General features: G+C 62.7%; 20 protein-coding genes. 10 read left to right on the top strand and 10 right to left on the bottom strand.

The genetic code is table 11. The features are described 5' to 3' along the window. The first annotated feature begins 189 nt into the window (after positions 1-189). Positions 190-651: a mobile mystery protein A gene (locus ACX3OZ_RS07340; protein WP_459096379.1), complete on the top strand. Its 462-nt coding sequence runs from the start codon at positions 190-192 to the stop codon at positions 649-651. Next, on the top strand, positions 563-1,231 hold the full coding sequence (locus ACX3OZ_RS07335) for a mobile mystery protein B (protein WP_459104243.1): 669 nt from the start codon (positions 563-565) through the stop codon (positions 1,229-1,231). The genes ACX3OZ_RS07340 and ACX3OZ_RS07335 overlap by 89 nt, the downstream gene beginning before the upstream one ends. Here ACX3OZ_RS07335 and ACX3OZ_RS07330 read toward each other — a convergent pair. Next, entirely contained in the window at positions 1,228-1,683 is a 456-nt protein-coding gene (locus ACX3OZ_RS07330; RefSeq protein ID WP_459096377.1) for a YcgN family cysteine cluster protein, read from the bottom strand. The genes ACX3OZ_RS07335 and ACX3OZ_RS07330 overlap by 4 nt on opposite strands. A gap of 133 nt (positions 1,684-1,816) precedes the next feature. Between ACX3OZ_RS07330 and ACX3OZ_RS07325 the strand changes: the two genes are divergently transcribed. The 3 genes from ACX3OZ_RS07325 to ACX3OZ_RS07315 all read left to right on the top strand — a co-directional run bounded on the left by ACX3OZ_RS07325 (position 1,817) and on the right by ACX3OZ_RS07315 (position 5,177). Continuing rightward, positions 1,817-3,973 (top strand): transglycosylase domain-containing protein, encoded by a 2,157-nt coding sequence (locus ACX3OZ_RS07325; RefSeq protein WP_459096376.1) that lies wholly within the window; start codon positions 1,817-1,819, stop codon positions 3,971-3,973. A gap of 89 nt (positions 3,974-4,062) precedes the next feature. Beyond that, positions 4,063-4,635 (top strand): DUF1214 domain-containing protein, encoded by a 573-nt coding sequence (locus ACX3OZ_RS07320; protein ID WP_459104180.1) that lies wholly within the window; start codon positions 4,063-4,065, stop codon positions 4,633-4,635. Continuing rightward, the gene (locus ACX3OZ_RS07315) at positions 4,632-5,177 is read left to right on the top strand and encodes a DUF1254 domain-containing protein (RefSeq protein WP_459096374.1); all 546 of its coding nucleotides are present in this window, start codon (positions 4,632-4,634) and stop codon (positions 5,175-5,177) included. Before ACX3OZ_RS07320 ends, ACX3OZ_RS07315 begins: the two co-directional genes overlap by 4 nt. A 1-nt stretch (position 5,178) precedes the next feature. On the opposite strand, the gene ACX3OZ_RS07310 is transcribed toward ACX3OZ_RS07315, so the two are convergent. Together ACX3OZ_RS07310 and ACX3OZ_RS07305 are read right to left on the bottom strand one after the other, a co-directional pair. Then, entirely contained in the window at positions 5,179-5,823 is a 645-nt protein-coding gene (locus ACX3OZ_RS07310; RefSeq protein WP_459096373.1) for a CatB-related O-acetyltransferase, read from the bottom strand. 16 nt (positions 5,824-5,839) lie between these two features. Next, positions 5,840-6,655, bottom strand: a complete 816-nt coding sequence (locus ACX3OZ_RS07305; RefSeq protein ID WP_459104179.1) for a hypothetical protein — start codon at positions 6,653-6,655, stop codon at positions 5,840-5,842. 363 nt (positions 6,656-7,018) lie between these two features. Between ACX3OZ_RS07305 and ACX3OZ_RS07300 the strand changes: the two genes are divergently transcribed. Continuing rightward, the gene (locus ACX3OZ_RS07300) at positions 7,019-8,167 is read left to right on the top strand and encodes a DUF2336 domain-containing protein (RefSeq protein ID WP_459104178.1); all 1,149 of its coding nucleotides are present in this window, start codon (positions 7,019-7,021) and stop codon (positions 8,165-8,167) included. Between the two features lie 4 nt (positions 8,168-8,171). Here the strand turns inward: ACX3OZ_RS07300 and ACX3OZ_RS07295 are convergent, their stop codons facing one another. The 3 genes from ACX3OZ_RS07295 to ACX3OZ_RS07285 are packed head-to-tail and all read right to left on the bottom strand — an operon-like array spanning position 8,172 to position 11,409. Continuing rightward, the gene (locus tag ACX3OZ_RS07295; RefSeq protein WP_459096370.1) at positions 8,172-8,510 is read right to left on the bottom strand and encodes a DUF1491 family protein; all 339 of its coding nucleotides are present in this window, start codon (positions 8,508-8,510) and stop codon (positions 8,172-8,174) included. After that, entirely contained in the window at positions 8,510-9,637 is a 1,128-nt protein-coding gene (locus ACX3OZ_RS07290) for a peptidoglycan-binding domain-containing protein (RefSeq protein ID WP_459104177.1), read from the bottom strand. The genes ACX3OZ_RS07295 and ACX3OZ_RS07290 overlap by 1 nt, the downstream gene beginning before the upstream one ends. Next, positions 9,634-11,409, bottom strand: a complete 1,776-nt coding sequence (locus ACX3OZ_RS07285; RefSeq protein ID WP_459104176.1) for a PAS domain-containing sensor histidine kinase — start codon at positions 11,407-11,409, stop codon at positions 9,634-9,636. Before ACX3OZ_RS07285 ends, ACX3OZ_RS07290 begins: the two co-directional genes overlap by 4 nt. A gap of 358 nt (positions 11,410-11,767) precedes the next feature. Between ACX3OZ_RS07285 and ACX3OZ_RS07280 the strand changes: the two genes are divergently transcribed. The 4 genes from ACX3OZ_RS07280 (at position 11,768) to ACX3OZ_RS07265 (ending at position 13,551) form a co-directional block, all read left to right on the top strand. After that, positions 11,768-12,061, top strand: a complete 294-nt coding sequence (locus ACX3OZ_RS07280) for a hypothetical protein (RefSeq protein ID WP_459096367.1) — start codon at positions 11,768-11,770, stop codon at positions 12,059-12,061. A 339-nt stretch (positions 12,062-12,400) separates the two neighbouring features. Beyond that, entirely contained in the window at positions 12,401-12,610 is a 210-nt protein-coding gene (locus tag ACX3OZ_RS07275; protein WP_459096366.1) for a cold-shock protein, read from the top strand. Positions 12,611-12,715: 105 nt separating this feature from the next. After that, complete coding sequence (locus ACX3OZ_RS07270; protein ID WP_459096365.1) at positions 12,716-13,057, top strand: hypothetical protein; 342 nt, start codon at positions 12,716-12,718, stop codon at positions 13,055-13,057. Positions 13,058-13,125: 68 nt separating this feature from the next. Beyond that, positions 13,126-13,551 carry a SufE family protein gene (locus ACX3OZ_RS07265; RefSeq protein ID WP_459096364.1) on the top strand — a complete coding sequence of 142 codons (426 nt, stop codon included), beginning with the start codon at positions 13,126-13,128 and terminating at the stop codon, positions 13,549-13,551. A 1-nt stretch (position 13,552) separates the two neighbouring features. Here the strand turns inward: ACX3OZ_RS07265 and ACX3OZ_RS07260 are convergent, their stop codons facing one another. The 4 genes from ACX3OZ_RS07260 to ACX3OZ_RS07245 form a co-directional block, all read right to left on the bottom strand. After that, complete coding sequence (locus ACX3OZ_RS07260; protein ID WP_459104175.1) at positions 13,553-14,620, bottom strand: acyltransferase family protein; 1,068 nt, start codon at positions 14,618-14,620, stop codon at positions 13,553-13,555. A 53-nt stretch (positions 14,621-14,673) separates the two neighbouring features. After that, positions 14,674-15,180, bottom strand: a complete 507-nt coding sequence (locus tag ACX3OZ_RS07255) for a DUF6456 domain-containing protein (RefSeq protein WP_459096361.1) — start codon at positions 15,178-15,180, stop codon at positions 14,674-14,676. Further along, the gene (locus ACX3OZ_RS07250) at positions 15,170-15,541 is read right to left on the bottom strand and encodes a helix-turn-helix domain-containing protein (protein WP_459096360.1); all 372 of its coding nucleotides are present in this window, start codon (positions 15,539-15,541) and stop codon (positions 15,170-15,172) included. Before ACX3OZ_RS07250 ends, ACX3OZ_RS07255 begins: the two co-directional genes overlap by 11 nt. 171 nt (positions 15,542-15,712) lie before the next feature. Further along, complete coding sequence (locus ACX3OZ_RS07245) at positions 15,713-16,138, bottom strand: Ros/MucR family transcriptional regulator (RefSeq protein ID WP_459096359.1); 426 nt, start codon at positions 16,136-16,138, stop codon at positions 15,713-15,715. Positions 16,139-16,208 lie beyond the last annotated feature (70 nt).

The following is a 16,208-nucleotide window of genomic DNA, read 5'->3' as shown; positions in this document are numbered from 1 at the left end:
TAATGCCGTGTAAAGACCTAGAGCTGCGGCATCCCAAACAAGACCCAATGCGAAGCTCCTGAACGAGGCCATGGCCTGATGTTCAAGCTATAAAACCAGGCCATAACCTGGTAACGATAGATTAAATGACAGGTTATAACCTGGCAAGTAACGCATAAAAACCAGGTCATAGCCTGGCAAGGAGCAGAAATGGCTTGGAACCGCAGGCTTCACCGAGCCCGCCTCAGTCTGGACCAGAAACTGGCGGCATTGCAGCCCGCCACTCAGTATCAGCCCCCGCCCAAGGGCTGGATACGCGCCCTCAGAGACGCGCTGGGTCTGTCATCTGCCCAGCTCGGCGACCGACTCGGCGTACGCTCGCAGTCGCTTGATGACATGGAGAAAAGCGAGGCTGCCGGCACCATTACCCTGGCGACGCTTCGGCGCGTCGGCCAGGCCATGGATTGCACCCTGGTCTATGCGCTGGTCCCCAACACTTCCTTGGAGGCCATGGTGCAGCGGCGCGCCGAGAGCTTGGCCGCCGCCGCCATAACCGGCGTGTCGCACAGCATGGCGCTGGAAGATCAGCAGGTCGCCGCCCCGCTCCGGCAGCAGGTCGACGACTATATCGAGGACCACATCTCCGAACGCGATCTTTGGCGACAGCCGTGACCGACATTTTTGCCGGCCCCGAAGGATCGACACCCCTCGCCCCGAGGATCAAAAGGGACTGCGCCAGAGCTGGATCATCACCCGGCAAGACCTTAACGCGGCCGAGCAAGCCAATATCCTGGCCGGGCGCGCCTGGGCGCTGCGCAGCCGTATGGCCTTGACCAGCGAACCCTACCTCGCCCGCCTGCATCAGCGCATGTTCGGCGAGGTCTGGTCCTGGGCCGGAAAATGGCGGCGTGTCGAAACCAATATTGGCGCCCTGGCCCACGACATCCCGGTCCGGCTGCGGCAGTTTCTGGACGATATGGATTATTGGCTCGCCCACAACACCTATGGCCCCGATGAGCTGGCGACCCGCTTCCACCATGGCCTGGTGTCGATCCATCCATTCACCAACGGCAATGGCCGGCACACGCGCCTGGCGGCGGATTTGCTCTGCCGCCAGCTCGGCGTCGAGGCTTTCACCTGGGGTCGCCACAGCATCGACCTGCCCAGCGCTACCCGGCAGGCCTATCTGGCTGCCTTGCGCGCCGCCGACCAGCACGATTTCGCGCCGCTACTGGCCTTCGTTCGCTCCTAGAGCTTCTCGGGCGGTTCCCATTCGGGCCAGTCGACCGCGTGGTTCTCCCATTCGCCGGGCGCCACGTCCTGTTCGGCAAAGGTCCGGCCCCGGGCCGAGACGCCGACATCGATCACGGTTTGCGGATCGCCCGACACCAGCGGGTGCCACCAGGCCAGGCCCTTGCCCTCGGCGATGCGGCGATAGGCGCAGGTGGTGGGGATCCAGGGGATTTCGCGCACATTCTGCGGCGTCAGCTTGATGCAGTCGGGCACCTTGGCCTGGCGGTTGGGATAGTCGGTGCAACCGCAGGTATCGCCGTCGAGCAACTGGCAACGCACGTCCGAGGTGATCAGAATTCCGGTGTCTTCATCCTCGAGTTTGATCAGGCAGCAACGGCCGCAACCGTCGCAAAGGGATTCCCACTCCGCGGTGGTCATTTCTTCGAGGGTTTTTTCGTCCCAAAAGGCCATCTTAACTCGCTGCTGGTAAGTCTGTTGCCGGAATGCCCTTGCCGGCATCCAGGAGCAATCATATTCCAGCGATGCTGTTGCGTTGATCGCTGGCGGCGGACAACAGTCCGCCAAGGTGAGCTGAGGACGACTGGTGCAGGATCCGTTCTATACCAAAGAAAAGCGCAAGAAATCCTCCAGCATGCTGGCGGCCGACGCTTGGCTTGATTCTTCGCTCTACGAATTCTGGCAGGCGCTCGGTCGAGGCTATACCCGCTTTCAGGACTTCATGTCGATCTTTCACGTTGCCGGCATTAAACGCCTGTTCGTGGAACTGGTTAGCGACGGCTTCTCATTCTTGGCCATCGGCTGCGTGCTGATGACGGCGCTGGCCCTGCCGGCCTTTGACGCCACCGCTTCGGGCGAGTTCAACAAGGCAGAAGATTATTCAGTCGTCTTCCTTGATCGCTTCGGCACCGAGATCGGCCGGCGCGGCATTCGCTCCGACGATACCGTGGCGCTGGCCGACATGCCCGACTATCTGATCAAGGCTACCCTGGCCACCGAAGACCGGCGTTTTTATGACCATTTCGGCATTGACGTGGTCGGCACCCTGCGCGCGCTGATGAGCAATGCCGCTGGCGACAATTCCACCCAGGGCGGCTCCTCAATCACCCAGCAGCTGGCCAAGAACCTGTTCCTCTCCTCGGAAAGAACGCTGGAACGCAAGATCATCGAAGCGTTTCTCGCGGTCTGGCTGGAGTGGCACTACACCAAGGATGACATCCTCAAGCTGTATTTTGACCGCGCCTATATGGGCGGCGGCAATTTCGGCGTCGTCGCCGCCTCGGACTATTATTTCGACAAAAAGGTGCAGGACATCAACCTGGCCGAAGCCGCCATGCTGTCCGGCCTGTTCAAGGCTCCGACCCGCTACGCACCGCATGTTGACCTCGCCGCCGCGCGCGGCCGCGCCAATCTGGTGCTGTCCAACATGGTCGCGGCCGGTTTCCTCACCGAAGGTCAGGTCACCGCCGCCCGCCGCCATCCGGCGACCCCGGTCAGCCGCGCCGCCGATGCCAATTCGCCGAACTACTTTCTCGATTGGGCCTTCGAACAGTCCAAGCGCCTGATCGAAAGCCACAATCACGCGTCGAACAATTTCGTCGTCCGCACCACCATCGACACCACGCTGCAAAAATATGCCGAAGAGGCAGTGGTCTCAACCGTGCTGGAACAGGGCGAACAATATGACGTCAGCCAGGCCGCCATGGTGGTCACCGACACGGTCGGCGCCATCCGTGCCATGGTCGGCGGCACCGATTACGGCAAGAGCCAGTTCAACCGCGCCATCGTCTCCACCCGCCAGCCCGGCTCGGCCTACAAGATTTTCGTTTACTCCGAAGCCTTCGAACAGCTCGGCCTTACCCCGACTGACATGATCACCGACCGCCCGGTCTGCATCGGCGACTGGTGCCCGCAGAATTATGGCCGCAACTACAAGGGCACCGTGACCCTGGCCAGTGCCTTCGCCCAGTCGCTCAATACTGTGCCGGTAACCCTGTCGATCAAGACCGGCCGCGAGCCCATCGCCGCGCTCAGCCACCGCATGGGCCTGCAGGCCGACTATCCGGTCACCCGCTCGCTGGCTCTGGGCGTCGCCTCGGTGTCGGTGCTGGACATGACCTCGTCCTATGCCGTGCTGGCCAATCACGGCTACAAAACCCCGGCCTTCGGCATTACCCGCATGACCACGCTGGGCGGCGAGCTGGTCTATGAAGCCGATCCCGATGCGCCGCGCGAACGGGTGTTGAGCGAAACCACCGTCGCCAACATGAACTCCATGCTGCGCGGCGTGGTCACCGGCGGCACCGGCCGGCGCGGCGATGTGCCCGGCGTGCCCGTGCTTGGCAAATCGGGCACCACATCATCCTATCGCGACGCCTGGTTCTGCGGCTTTACCGGCAATTACGTCGCCGCCGTCTGGTTCGGCAATGACGATTACCACGCCACCAACAACCTCACCGGCGGCACCCTGCCGGCCATCGCCTTCCAGAAATTCATGGCCTATGCCCACACCAATATCGACATCAAGCCGGTGTTCGGCGTCGATTTCGCCATCACACCGGTGGTGGTTGCCGACACCGATCCAGCCCTCGAAGAAGACCTGGTCCAGCGCCCCCCCAGCCTGACCCAAGGCGCCGCCCGCAAACTCGTCGACCTCGCCAACCGCCTGGCCGCAACGCTACGCACCGCCACCACCCCGCCCACCGCTCAGGCGAGCATTCCCGCGCCGACGCAGGGGCTATGACCGATCTCCCCCCCTTGCTACAAGCGGGGCAGCCACTTTGCGCGCAGGTTTCGCCCATGCCGACTATTGCATCTCCGAGCCGCTGAACCGTGCGCTTCGTATTCCATCTGCTGCTGATGATCGCCGTGGCGCTGAGCGTCGGGTTCGGCCTCAGCTACTATGCGCTCACCGATGGCCGGCTGTTCGGCGTGGCGCAGGTCGGGCCGTGGGCTGCCTGGCCCGATGTCGGCGCCGCCGCGCCCAATCCCTATACGCGCGGCCATTTGGCTCGTACTGCGGCGCTCGAACTTGGCCAGGCCGAGGGCCTGCAATTTACCGCCAGCAGCGATAGCAGCGGCCAGCCACTGACGCGCGACTGCAGCTATCGCGTCGATGGCAAGACGCCGCTCGCCAATTTCTGGACGCTGGTGGCGCTGGATGAGGCGGGCGTCAATATCGCCGCGCCCGATGCCGCCCCCGCCACCCGCAGCAGCAGCATCGCCCGGGCCAATGATGGTTCCATCCTTATCAATCTCGGCACCCGCCTGCAGCCGCAGAACTGGCTGGAGCTGACCGGCGACGGCCCGTTCAAGCTGGTGCTGACCCTCTACGACACCGCCGCCTTCTCCGGCTTTTCCAGCGATGCTTCGATGCCCGTGATCATCCGGGGGGATTGCGAATGATCCGCTTGTTGATGTGGCTGCTGGGTGGCGTGGTGCTGGGTGGAATTATCCACATCGTCGTCATCCTCACGCTGCCCGCTCTGGCCGAGCAATCGGTATGGACCCGTGTGGCGGAGATCGAGGCCGATAACCGCGTGGTTATCCTGCCGCCGGTTGCGGCCGGCGACCCCAATCCGCTCGGGCTCGATCCGGCGCTGGTCTATGGCCTGTGCCGTGTCGATCTCGCCAATGGCCCGGCCTATGTCAGCGGTGTGCTACCGGACGCTTTCTGGTCGGTGGCGCTGTTCAACCAGTCCGGCATCGTCACCTATTCGACCACCAATCGCGACGGCATCGGCCAGACGCTGGAACTGGGCATTTTCAACGCCGCCCAGACCCGCCTGCTGGCCCAGCAGGAACTCGACATTGCCGAGGGCCTGCTGGTGGTTGAGGCCGCCAGCAACAAGCTGCTGATCCTGGTTCGGCTCGCCCCGCCGCACCAGGCGATGCGCCAGCGTTTCGAGCAGGAATTGGCAAAAGTGACTTGCGGTACGCGGGGCTAAGTCAGAGGCCCGCGTCGTAGGCGGCTGCGGCGGCCACCAGCGCATCCAGATCATCTGCGCTCAGCAAGGGCCGCAGCGCTTCGAACTTGGCGCGTTCCCATCGGTAGATGCCCAGCCCCAGCAGCGTCTCGACACTGGCGGCGGCGAAGCGCTGGCGCAGCGGCACGGCGGGGTTCCCGGCGACGATCATATAGGGCGCGACATCCTTGGTGACGATGGCGCCCGAGGCGATCACGGCGCCCTCGCCGATGTTGACGCCGGGCATGATCATGGCGCGCATGCCGATCCAGGCGCCGTCACCAATCACCGTATCACCCTTGCCAACATAGGATTCGACGATGGTTTCAGCGAAAGGATAGAGGCTGAACCAGTCCATGCGATGGGTATGGTTGCCCCCCATCAGGATCACCGCTTCGGCACCGATGCAGACATAGTCGCCGATATGCAGCTGGTCGATCTCCCAGCGCGGCTCCCAGCGGCCAAGGCTGAAGGCGTCGCCATAGTGATAGCGCACCACGCTGTCTTCGAACGAGCCGGTCCAGGCATTGCTGTAATAGCTGTTCTGGCCGCGTATATGAATGTTGGGATTGCGCACGGTCTCATGCAGATATTCAACAATCGACCAATGTTTGATGGGCGTATTCACGTCGTAGCCAAGTCCATTATTTGGGCAGCACGATTTCCGTGTCGCCGATTTTTTGAAAGCGCGATGGGATAACCAGACCAGTGCCGGGTCGGTTGGCGCCAGCATTGGCGCAGAAATCCCGGCTATTGGCGCGGCTGACAAAGCCCGATAGCCGCCGCAGCGCATCATCCACCGCCAGCGATTGCTCATGCGGGGTTTCGACCAGCAGGCTGTCGAGCGCGTAGTCATAGCTTTGATAGCGATAATTCAGAGCGCGCACAAACCAGGCGATGAAGGCATCATTCTCATATTTTCGTGCGGCAAGATTGTCACCGGTGGTCGGCGGCAGACCATTGCGCAACCCTTCATAGGCAATGGCGCGCTGCCGGTCGATCTCGACCACGGCGCAGATAGCGGCAAAAGTGGTCGGCAGTGTCTCGATATCGGCGCTGATATGGCGACCCACCGTCGAATAGCGCGTGCGCGACGACTGATATTCGGTGCGCTGCAGCCAGGCGTAATAGCGGTCGGCGGTAAAGGCCCCGTCCCGGGGCGGCGAAATCCGGGTGCGCTGCAGTTCAACCGCGCTGTCAAATTGCCAGTCCTTGGCATGCGCCGCGACGAGGAAGCGCCAGACGCGGTCATGCATCTCGGTTTCCTGATCGGTCTGGTTGAATTGTGACACCGGCTCCTTGCGATTGCGCGCATTGCGCTCGCCGGTCGCGGGCATCGACACGTCATGAATATAGCTGGGCGCGGCGCGGCCGAAATCGCCGACCGGTCGCGCGCTCGAGCAGGCAGCCAGCACTGTCACCAGCGCCACGACGCCAGCCCAACGAATAATCTTATCCACGCGTCTGCTTGTTCCGCGTCGAATTAAGCCGCTTGCTAGGTGGCGGCGGCGTCTGGCGCTCATAGCGCACCCCAGTAAACATCAATATCTGGGCGTCACCGGGCTGTTGCGGCCCAATTTTGGTGGCTTTCGGCCACTGATCGAATTTGACGAGCTTTCCCAAGCCAGCCTCCAATTTGCTCGCTCCCCCATTCCCATTGGAGGCCACGGTTCGTGTTTTCCATCGGCCGGTGCGACGCCCCTCGCCCTCCCGCCGATGTCCGCATTAAGAGATCGTCAAGGTTAACAGTCTGCTAACGAATTAGCGGCAAGAGTGGAAGCACATCAAATGCGATGCGATTCAGCTTAGACGGTCCCCGAGACATGCTTGGTTTTCAGCCTTACGAGACGTTTCAACTGCTTATCGAGACGGGCGGCGTCGACCGGACGAATACTCTGCTGATCGCGGCCTGCGACGCCTATGCGCGGCGCGGCAAACCGACCCCTCCCGAAATGGAACAGTTCGAAGCTCTGGCCGGCCGGCTATTCCCGATTGCCGGCGCCCAGGCTCGCGCCAAGGGCGCTGCCATTCTTGGCCGCGCCGAAATGCTGTCGGCACCGCTGGAACAGCTGGTGGTCGACAATATCGGTGAGAACCTCAACACCTTCCTGGCCGGGGCCACGGAATTGTCCGAGCCGACCATGCTCGACATCATCGCCCGCTACGATGTGCCGGCTGCAGCCACCATCGCGGCCCGCGCCGACCTCACCAATGTGGTGCTGGCCAAGCTGTTCCAGATGAATTCCCGCAAGGTTTACCGGGCCCTGGCGGCCAATACGGCCATCGTGCCACGCGGCGCTTACCTCAGCGCGCTAGCCCGTTCCGCTCAGATGGATCACATGGTCGCCGAGGCGCTGGCCCAGCGCAGCGACTTCGATACCGCCCTGCTCGCGCCGGCCTTCTTCGATCTGTCCGATGCCGACCGGGTCAAGGTCATCCAGGCTTTTGCCCATCGCGAAACCCCGGTGGCGCCGATCCGCAAGACCATCGAGCAGCTGTCGGTGGCCAATGCCGAACTGACCCAGGCGCTGATGAAGCTGTTCTCCGAGAACCGCCGCCCGGAAGTCACCCGCCTGCTGTCGCAGATTACCGGGCTAGATGAAGTCCGCTGCGGCCAGATCGCCCATGACGTTACCGGCGCTTCGCTGTTCGTCATCCTGCGCGCCTTTGGCTGCACTGCCTATGACGGGCTCAAGGTGCTGATCCACGCCACCAGCCACGACAGTGAACGCTCGCGCACGCTGGCCGATTTCGCGACGCTGTTCGGCAATGTGACGCCAGAATCAATGGCTTATCTGATGAGCGCTTGGCGCGGCGAGGTGAATTTGCTCGAGCTGAACAAGGCCGAATACAGGCCTTTCATCGACACCAGCCGCCGCACACCGGCCGCCTCGCTGGCTCCGGCGCATAATCCAATCGTCGATCAGGCCATCGAAGCCCTCGCCCGCATCGGCGCCCGCCGGGCGAGCTAGCGGCTTACGGGGAAACCACTTCGATCCCCGGATCATCGCCGCGCAGATCAAGGCTCAGCACCCACAGATCGGGGTCGAACTCGATCTCGCGGGCAATGCGGTCCCTGACGTCATGTGCCGCGGCATGGCTGAAACGGCGCTGGAACATCAGGCTGGCATCTTCTCGGCGGCTCGCCATCGGGGCCGGCATGAATAGCGAGCGCGTGCCATCGAGGTGATCGACCTCGATAAACACCTGCCCGGCGATCGGGTCGCCACGGCGCGACACCACGCACATATTGCCCAGATCATTGTGGCGCCGCACGAAGACGCCGCACCACAAATCGCTGCGGAGCGAACTCACTAGATATCCGCGCCGGCCTGCCGCAACAGACCCACCAGATCAGGCTTCACCTGTCCGGTCACCCTGTAGCTATGGAAATTCTCGAACTCGCGGATGGCCCGCGCCGTGGCGTCGCCCGGATGGCCATCGATCGAGCCGTGATAGAAGCCGAGGCTGGCCAGTCCGCTCTGGATCGAGCTGACCAGCTGCGTGTTATTGGCCGGCGCGACATTGGTCGCCGCCAGCATCTGGGCGGGCACCGCTTCGGGCTGCACCGCCGTTACCGGTCGCGGCGCACTCATCGGCTCAAGTGACGCCACCTGCACCGGAGCCGGCATGGGCTGCGGGCTGGGCGTTGCCATCAAGGGAAGCGCCGGGATCTGCTGAGCCGTGGGCGCGGTGCCTCGGCCACCATCAACGGCAGCAACGATAGAATCAATGGTCTGGGCGGCGGCATTGCCGATGGTGTCCACCGCCTGATCGACGGGCGACAAATCGGGCAGGCGCGCCACGACACGATCCGGCTGCGGCGCCGGCTGTACCACGGCGACCTGCTGCACGGGCGCTGGCGCTACCGGCGCTTGCTGGGCCACAGGCACCCGGCCCGACGCATCGGCGCGCATGATGGCGTCGATCACATCGCGGCTGAGCGCACCCGTCGGCGCCATGCCATTGCGGGTCTCGAACAGGCGAATCGCGTTGGCGGTCATCGGACCGTAAAAGCCATCGACGGTGCCGTTGAATATGCCGAGCTCGAACAGCTTCTTTTGTACCGCGAAGGCATCGGGGTTGCCGACGGGCGCATCGGGAAGTGCCCTTGGCGCAACGCTGCCGGTGGTTTCCTGAACGACCGGCGTCGCAGCCTGGCGCATCGGCGCCGGCATCGGCTCGGGCGCCAGCTGGGGCTGGATCACCGCCACCGGCACATCCATCGCCGGGGCGAAGAATGGCGAGGGGTGGCGTTCGGTCTGGAAATACAGGGCGTTGCTGGCCGCCAGCGCGGTCAGCGTGACCATGGCCAGCAGGCCCGTCGAGGCCAGTGGCGCGCGCATATACTGCGCCATGGTCCAAAGTCCTGCGCGGCCGAGCGTGGCCGCAACGGCGCTGCCCGCCGCGAGGGGCAGGCGAGAGAAGGTGGTTGCCGTCATTGCGCTTTTCTTTTTTCGTCTTGCCATGAATATGTCGGAGCGGCGGGCGGCTCTTTACGGAGTGGAGTGATGGACGCAGTCTCGCCGGTCTTTATTGCCGGACCGTTTATAGGAAGCAAAACAGTCACGGTTGTCCCCGCTCCAATTTCAGACATGGCCCGCAGCGTGCCCTGATGCAAGTCCACCAAACCCTTGACGATGGACAGACCGAGCCCGGTGCCCTCATAGCGGCGCGCCAACCCGTCCTGAGCCTGGAAGAACGGCTCGCCGATCCGGCTCAGTGATTCGGGCGCCATGCCGACGCCGTGGTCGCTGACCGACAGATTGAGGTTCTGGCCCTGCCGCTTGAGGCTCACCGTCACCCGGCCGCCCGGCTGGCTGAACTTGACGGCATTGGACAACAGGTTGAGCAAAATCTGCCGGCAGGCGCGCTCATCGGCGACCAGCATCGGCAGCTGGCTGGCGATATCGGTCACCAGCGACACCTGCTGCTTCTGCGCCATGGCCTCGACCATGCTGAAGCAGGGCTCGATCATGGTCTCGACCACGAAGGGCTCAGTCTGCAGTTCAAACTTGCCGGCTTCGATCTTGGACATATCGAGCAGCATCCGTACCACTTCGATCAAATGCTTGCCGCTCTGATGGATCAGGCCGGCATATTCCCGATGGGTCGTCGACAATTCGCCGCCGATGCCGCTGGTCATCATTTCGGAAAAGCCGACCACGGCGTTGAGCGGGGTGCGCAATTCGTGACCGATGGTGGCCAGGAAGCGCGATTTGGCATTGGAGGCCTCCTCGGCGGCGCGGCGCGCCTCGCTCATGGCGATCTCGTTATCCTTGCGACTAGTGATGTCGCGGAACAGCGCCACCACCTCATGCCGCTGTCCGGCGGTCTCCGCATCAAGCACCGGCGAAAAGCTGATTTCCACCCAGATGAAATGCGGCACAGCGGTCGCGGCGTGGGCATCGTCCTGGCGCATCCGCACCTCGATGATCCGCGACTGCCCACCCTGATTGGCATCGGCAAACGCCGTCAAATAGGCAGGGCGGTCCAGCACATGCAGGCGCTCGCCCAGCCCGCCACCCGACAATTCATAGCGACGGCAGCCGAACAGCTGCTCGGACGAGCGCGAAGCCAGCAGGATTTCTCCGTCGCTGGAAAAGCGGATAACGCCGTCTTGCACATGCTCGATCAGGTGGCGATAGGCCGTCATCTGGGCCTTGTCATAGACTTCATAGCCCGCATTGATGCGGTTGCCGCTGTGGACCACCACACCCGCGCAGCCAATAAAAGCCGCGCCGGCAGTGCCCAGCAGCACAGATGCGTCCACCGGAATGGCCGGCACGCCAAAGGCGGCGGTGATGCAGGCCAGTGCCAGCACGCCGGCAAACATAACCCAGCTCTGGCGCCGCAATTGCTGACGGCCGAGCAAGGACGCCATGATCGGCGCCAGCACGGCGATGGCCAGCCCGGCATCGCCCAGCCGGCTGTCGGCCAGCGTCAGAATGCAGCCCATGACCAGCATGGCATAGACCTGCCCGGCTGCGGCCTGCTCGAACAGCTGACGCTGATGCAGTGCCAGCGTGGTCATGCCAGCTGCCAGCCCGATTGCCGCGATGGCAAACGGCACCGGGCTACCGGTCACCAGCCAATAGACAGCAAGCGGCATGCACAGCGCGCCGAGCAGAATCAGGATGCGGGAATTATTGGCGAGCGTCTTGCGGCGCAGCATTTCCGGCCGGTGACCGCCCCCGGCAACGGCCAGGGACATCTCTTTGCTTGCGCTGAAAGAGAACAGGCTACGCATACGCATTACTCACTATCACGACGCCAGCAGTTATGGAGCCTGGTGCTCCAGAACGCCTGAATGGGTTTCAGGTCTTGTTGCCCCTACCCTGCCGTCCAAGAGTTGAAGGCGAGCTTAAATCTGCGGCTGTGGCCGGCCTGCGGCGGCTCTGTACCGGGCCTTTCACGGGTTAGAGTAAACAAGGCGTTGCCCTGCTCGCGATGGCGGTCGGTGGTATTTGTGTAAAATTTTATCGAAATGCCCCAATCCGGCTTAACGGGGGCTGCTTAATCTGGGTCATGCAGGCCGAGGCAGGTCTGCGACACAGGTTCTGGATAAAGCAATGTTCGTAGTGGTTCGCTCCGTTTTCTGGCTGACACTCGCCTATATGGTGATCAAGCCCGGCATCGACTTGCCCGACGCCAGCGCGCTGTCGGCGCAGGCGATGGAAGCCGGCAGCCGCGTCGTTGCCGAACAGATCCAGAGCATCGAATGCGACAATTTCCAGTGCGCCGGCGGCAAGGCCATTGTGGCGGCAGCACTGCAGGCCTCCCCGTCCGTCGGTCTCCCCATGCATGTGCAGCCGGCGAACAATTCGGCCCCCATTCCCCGGCCCCGGCCGGACTGGGCGGGATAACAGGAGGCTCGGCCTCCGAACGAAACCCAGCGGTCGCGTCACTTCCCCAAGCGACGCACTCCAGCGACCCTGGCCCTGCCGCAAGCACGCTGCCCCGTGCTTGCGGCTTTTTCCTTTGTGCAGGCGGCCAAAATCGCCACTGATTCGTCCTGCCTTGCTATCGCCACCAACAGCACCTATATGTCCGTCATACGTTTGAGCTACATGGCTACCTGACCCCCCGGCTTGCCGGTCTTAGATACCCCCCTGTTTTTGAGAGCGTTTATCCCTGCCCGGCATGTGTCGGGCAGCAATGATGCTTTCTGGCTATGCCAGGGCACTACCTAAGAGAGACTATCCATGATCACCGGCACCGTAAAATTCTTCAATTCCACCAAGGGCTTCGGTTTTATTTCGCCTGAAGACGGCAGCAAGGACGCTTTCGTCCATGTGTCCGCCGTCGAGCGCTCCGGCCTCAACGGGCTCTACGAAGGTGACAAGGTCACCTATGAGCTCGAGACCGGCCGTGACGGCAAGGCTTCGGCCACGAACCTGACGCTCGTTCAGTAAACGACGTGCCGGGCCCGCCATCGGCGGGCCTGGCAACCGCCTCAAGGCCAACAGGCCGAGGCGCAGATAAGGCCCCGCGCATTTGCCCGGGCCAATAGAGAAACAATGACATACCCAGACTTTCACGCTCGCGCCGAGCTTTACCTCGGCAGCGACTGGCACACTGCAGCTGCGCAGGGTGCTCGCTCTTTTGCTACTGCAGCCCAAGCTATCCGCTTTGCCCTCGAAGAAGCCGCTCCTGTGAGCCTTCGCGGCGCCAAGCTCCTGATCGGCGACGCCTCTTTTGAGCGCGACGAACTTGCGGCGCTGTATCGCAGCCCCGATTTCCCGTTGCCTCGCAAGGGCGATATCAAGCGCTCACGCGCTCGCCGCGCCCGCAATCGTCGGGCTGCCCAGACGCCGACGCGTACGCGCATCGGCCGGGCCAACCACGCGGTCATGGCCTAGGCCATAAACCACCAGAGCGGCACACGCCGCTCTGGTAAAGCCGCCCTGCTTTGACTAGATATCCGCTTATGAGCGAACCCCAAGCCTTCCAGGACATTGCCGACAATCTTTCCTTTCTTGACGATTGGGAGGACCGACTGAATTACGTCATCGAGCTTGGCCAGGCCCTTCCGCAGATGCAGGAAACCGACAAGACCGCCGACAATAAGGTCAAGGGTTGCGTGTCAAATGTCTGGCTGGTGTCCAGCGCGGACCGCTCTGACGGGGCTCCCATCATGACCTTCCGCGGTCAGTCGGATGCCATCATCACCAAGGGCCTGGTGGCGGTCCTCATCGCGCTCTATTCCGGCCGACCGGCCGCGGAGATCGCCAAAACCGATGCTGTTGCCTGGTTCAAGAATATCGGCCTGAGCGAGCATCTGGGCATGCAGCGCTCCAATGGCCTTGTCGCCATGGTCAACCGCATCAGGCGGGAAGCCGCCGAGTTGCTGTAGCCTATTCGGCCGCCTGTGCCACCGGCGCTGGACGCCGTGCGCCGAGCAAGGCGCTGAAATAGCGCAAGGCCGGCTGCTCGACGAAACGATACAGCAGCAAGCCGGCGATGGTGCCCCCGGCAATCGATACGGCGGCGACGAAATAGTCAGCCCACAGATCGGCCGGGTCCAGCAGCTTGAAGGCCAGCCCCGCCAGAATCGCCACCTCATAGATGTGGACCAGATAGATCGAATAGGACGCGTCGCCGATCCGTTCGAGAATGGCCACGCGTGGCAGCCGCGGCTCAAAGTGGATTCCCAGCAGCACCAGCGCCGAGGCGAACAGCACAAAGCCGGCAAAGGCCAGGCCGTCCTCCATCACCCCGCGATCCACGGCGAAGCCTTCGATCAGCCCGGCCAATCCCAAAATTAGCGCCGCATAGAGCGCCAAACGCGGCAGCGTGCCGATGCGGTCGCGGAGAGTCGCCAGGCCCAACCAGGCCCCGGCACAAAAAGCCAGTGGCATGAAGCTGGTGTAAAATTGGGGAATGGCCGGCTCGGGCTGCAGCAGCGCGCCCGTCACCGCCAGTGCGGTGAACGCGATCGTCAGCCACAGCACCCGCGCGCCAGCGCCAAAAAATGCCAGCAGCGCGAAACAGACATAGAAAAAGACTTCGTAGTTCAGCGTCCAACCCAGTTTGTAGAGCGGGTGGAGGCCTTCGCTCACCGGGTTGTAAAACGGGATAAACAGCAGCGACAGCAGCAGTTGGCCGGTGTCATAGACCGTGGTCTTGAACAGCTGCGGCGCCAGCAGCGCCAATGCGGCGGCGATCAGGGTGGCGCCCCAATACATCGGAACGATGCGGATGACGCGGCGACGCAGGAAATCACCCGCCGAAAAGCGCCCTTCCCCGGTCACCGCGACCATGATGAAGCCCGAAATGACGAAGAACAGGATGACGCCGAGCCATCCCAGCCGGCCATAGCCGATATGGTGTTCGACGATCGGATAGAGCAACGCATGCGACGCCAGCACGAAAATGGCCGCCAGGCCGCGCAAATACTGGATGGAGATGAACTTCTGCCGCATGGCGTTTTCTACCACGCCTGGTCACGCGCCGATTATTACGGATCATTGCATAGTTAAGGACTGTTCTCTGCGATCAGCGGCAAGCGGGCCTCAAGCCAGCCCTGCGTCGTCCCACTACCCTTGCCCCTCGCCTGTGCTGACAGACCAAATTGGGCGGCCAATTGCTCAAGCCCGATGCGCAGCACCAGCTTGGCGCTGCGTCGCGGCCAGCGCCGCTCCGTCTCGATCAGTTGCAGGCCCTTACCCAGGCCGTAAACATCGAACAGCACGCCCCAGCAATCGGCGGGCAACATGCCGGCCAGCTTGCTAAGCGCGAGCCGCGCCTGGGCAGCGCCGTCGCTGGCGCTTTCCACGCCATTCGCGCCGCCGCTACGGCCGCCAAGTCGCGTCGGATCATATGACATGGTGACACGCGGCGCGAGTTGCGCCCGCTGGATCAGCCGTTCGAGGCGCGCAGCCGCTGCCAGATGGTGCGCCGCCAGAAAGCCGGTATCGCCCTGCTCCCGCCCCGTCGCCAGCCGAGACAGCACCGCCTCGTCGTCCCTGAGCTTACGCGGCATGGCGGATCTCCTCCATGCCGGCTTCGATCTGGTGCTCGAGCCCCTCCACCTCGGCATCAAAGCGCGGATCATCGCGCATATCTTCGATCAAGGCACAGGCATATGAGACAGTTGTCCTATCCCGGCCAAAAGCCTCGCCAATCTCGGTCAGGCTGCGCCCGAGCACGACATGAGATAGATACATGGCCAACTGGCGGGCCCGCGCGGCCGGCAAGCGGCTGCGGCTTTTGTGGGTAAGCAGCCGAATAGGCACGTTTTTCTGGCGCGCTACCAGAGCGATGACATCATCGCAGGCGCGTTGCGCGCTGGGGCGCCCAGCAGCGGAGCGGCGCTTGGAGAAGCAGGTGTGGGCGTCGTGCATTGGCATGCCTCATCGCATGAAGGAATTTATTCCTACATACTGCGACAGGGAAAGCCAGACGGGGATAAGTGCGAACTACAAATTCAAACGGCCGCTCTTGGGAGCGGCCGTTTGAACCTCGTTGTCGCCGGGGTCCAGATGGACGCGACGTTTCGTCGTGTAGTGCCTGGATCAGGCAGCAGCCTTGCGGCCGAGCCCATTATCCTTGGCCAATTTGGAGCGCGTTGCCGAATAGCTGGGCGCGACCATAGGATAATCCGTGGGCAGGCCCCACTTCTCGCGGTATTCTTCCGGCGACAGATTGTAATGCGTACGCAGGTGACGCTTCAGCGACTTGAACTTCTTGCCGTCTTCGAGGCAAATGATGAAGTCGGCGGAAACAGACTTGCGGATCGGTACTGCGGGTTTCAGTTCCTCGACAGGAACGGCAACCTCGTTAGACTGCAGACCACGCAAAGCACCATGAACCTCAGCGATCAGCTTGGGCAGATCGGTAACGCTCACAGAGTTGTGGCTGACATAGGCTGAGACGATTTCGGTGCTGAGCTCGATAAGATCGTGCTCGTAACCGGTCGTCGAGCCGGCGGTGTCACTCATATTTCAACCTTTCGCATTCTTTTCGGGCCATGACGAGGGCAGTCACGACCACGATAGATTATTATGACTG

It is taken from the genome of Devosia sp. A369 (genome assembly GCF_054489345.1).
This window is presented reverse-complemented; position numbering and strand designations above follow the sequence as displayed.

Bases quoted from the DNA above. Each gene is read 5' to 3' on its own strand.
- ACX3OZ_RS07265 (WP_459096364.1), top strand. From the start codon at position 13,126: ATGAGCGAACCCCAAGCCTTCCAGGACATTGCCGACAATCTTTCCTTT.
- ACX3OZ_RS07260 (WP_459104175.1), bottom strand. From the start codon at position 14,620: ATGCGGCAGAAGTTCATCTCCATCCAGTATTTGCGCGGCCTGGCGGCC.
- ACX3OZ_RS07245 (WP_459096359.1), bottom strand. From the start codon at position 16,138: ATGAGTGACACCGCCGGCTCGACGACCGGTTACGAGCACGATCTTATC.
- ACX3OZ_RS07255 (WP_459096361.1), bottom strand. From the start codon at position 15,180: ATGCCGCGTAAGCTCAGGGACGACGAGGCGGTGCTGTCTCGGCTGGCG.
- ACX3OZ_RS07315 (WP_459096374.1), top strand. From the start codon at position 4,632: ATGATCCGCTTGTTGATGTGGCTGCTGGGTGGCGTGGTGCTGGGTGGA.
- ACX3OZ_RS07340 (WP_459096379.1), top strand. From the start codon at position 190: ATGGCTTGGAACCGCAGGCTTCACCGAGCCCGCCTCAGTCTGGACCAG.
- ACX3OZ_RS07270 (WP_459096365.1), top strand. From the start codon at position 12,716: ATGACATACCCAGACTTTCACGCTCGCGCCGAGCTTTACCTCGGCAGC.
- ACX3OZ_RS07330 (WP_459096377.1), bottom strand. From the start codon at position 1,683: ATGGCCTTTTGGGACGAAAAAACCCTCGAAGAAATGACCACCGCGGAG.
- ACX3OZ_RS07285 (WP_459104176.1), bottom strand. From the start codon at position 11,409: ATGTCCCTGGCCGTTGCCGGGGGCGGTCACCGGCCGGAAATGCTGCGC.
- ACX3OZ_RS07300 (WP_459104178.1), top strand. From the start codon at position 7,019: ATGCTTGGTTTTCAGCCTTACGAGACGTTTCAACTGCTTATCGAGACG.
- ACX3OZ_RS07290 (WP_459104177.1), bottom strand. From the start codon at position 9,637: ATGACGGCAACCACCTTCTCTCGCCTGCCCCTCGCGGCGGGCAGCGCC.
- ACX3OZ_RS07275 (WP_459096366.1), top strand. From the start codon at position 12,401: ATGATCACCGGCACCGTAAAATTCTTCAATTCCACCAAGGGCTTCGGT.
- ACX3OZ_RS07280 (WP_459096367.1), top strand. From the start codon at position 11,768: ATGTTCGTAGTGGTTCGCTCCGTTTTCTGGCTGACACTCGCCTATATG.
- ACX3OZ_RS07250 (WP_459096360.1), bottom strand. From the start codon at position 15,541: ATGCACGACGCCCACACCTGCTTCTCCAAGCGCCGCTCCGCTGCTGGG.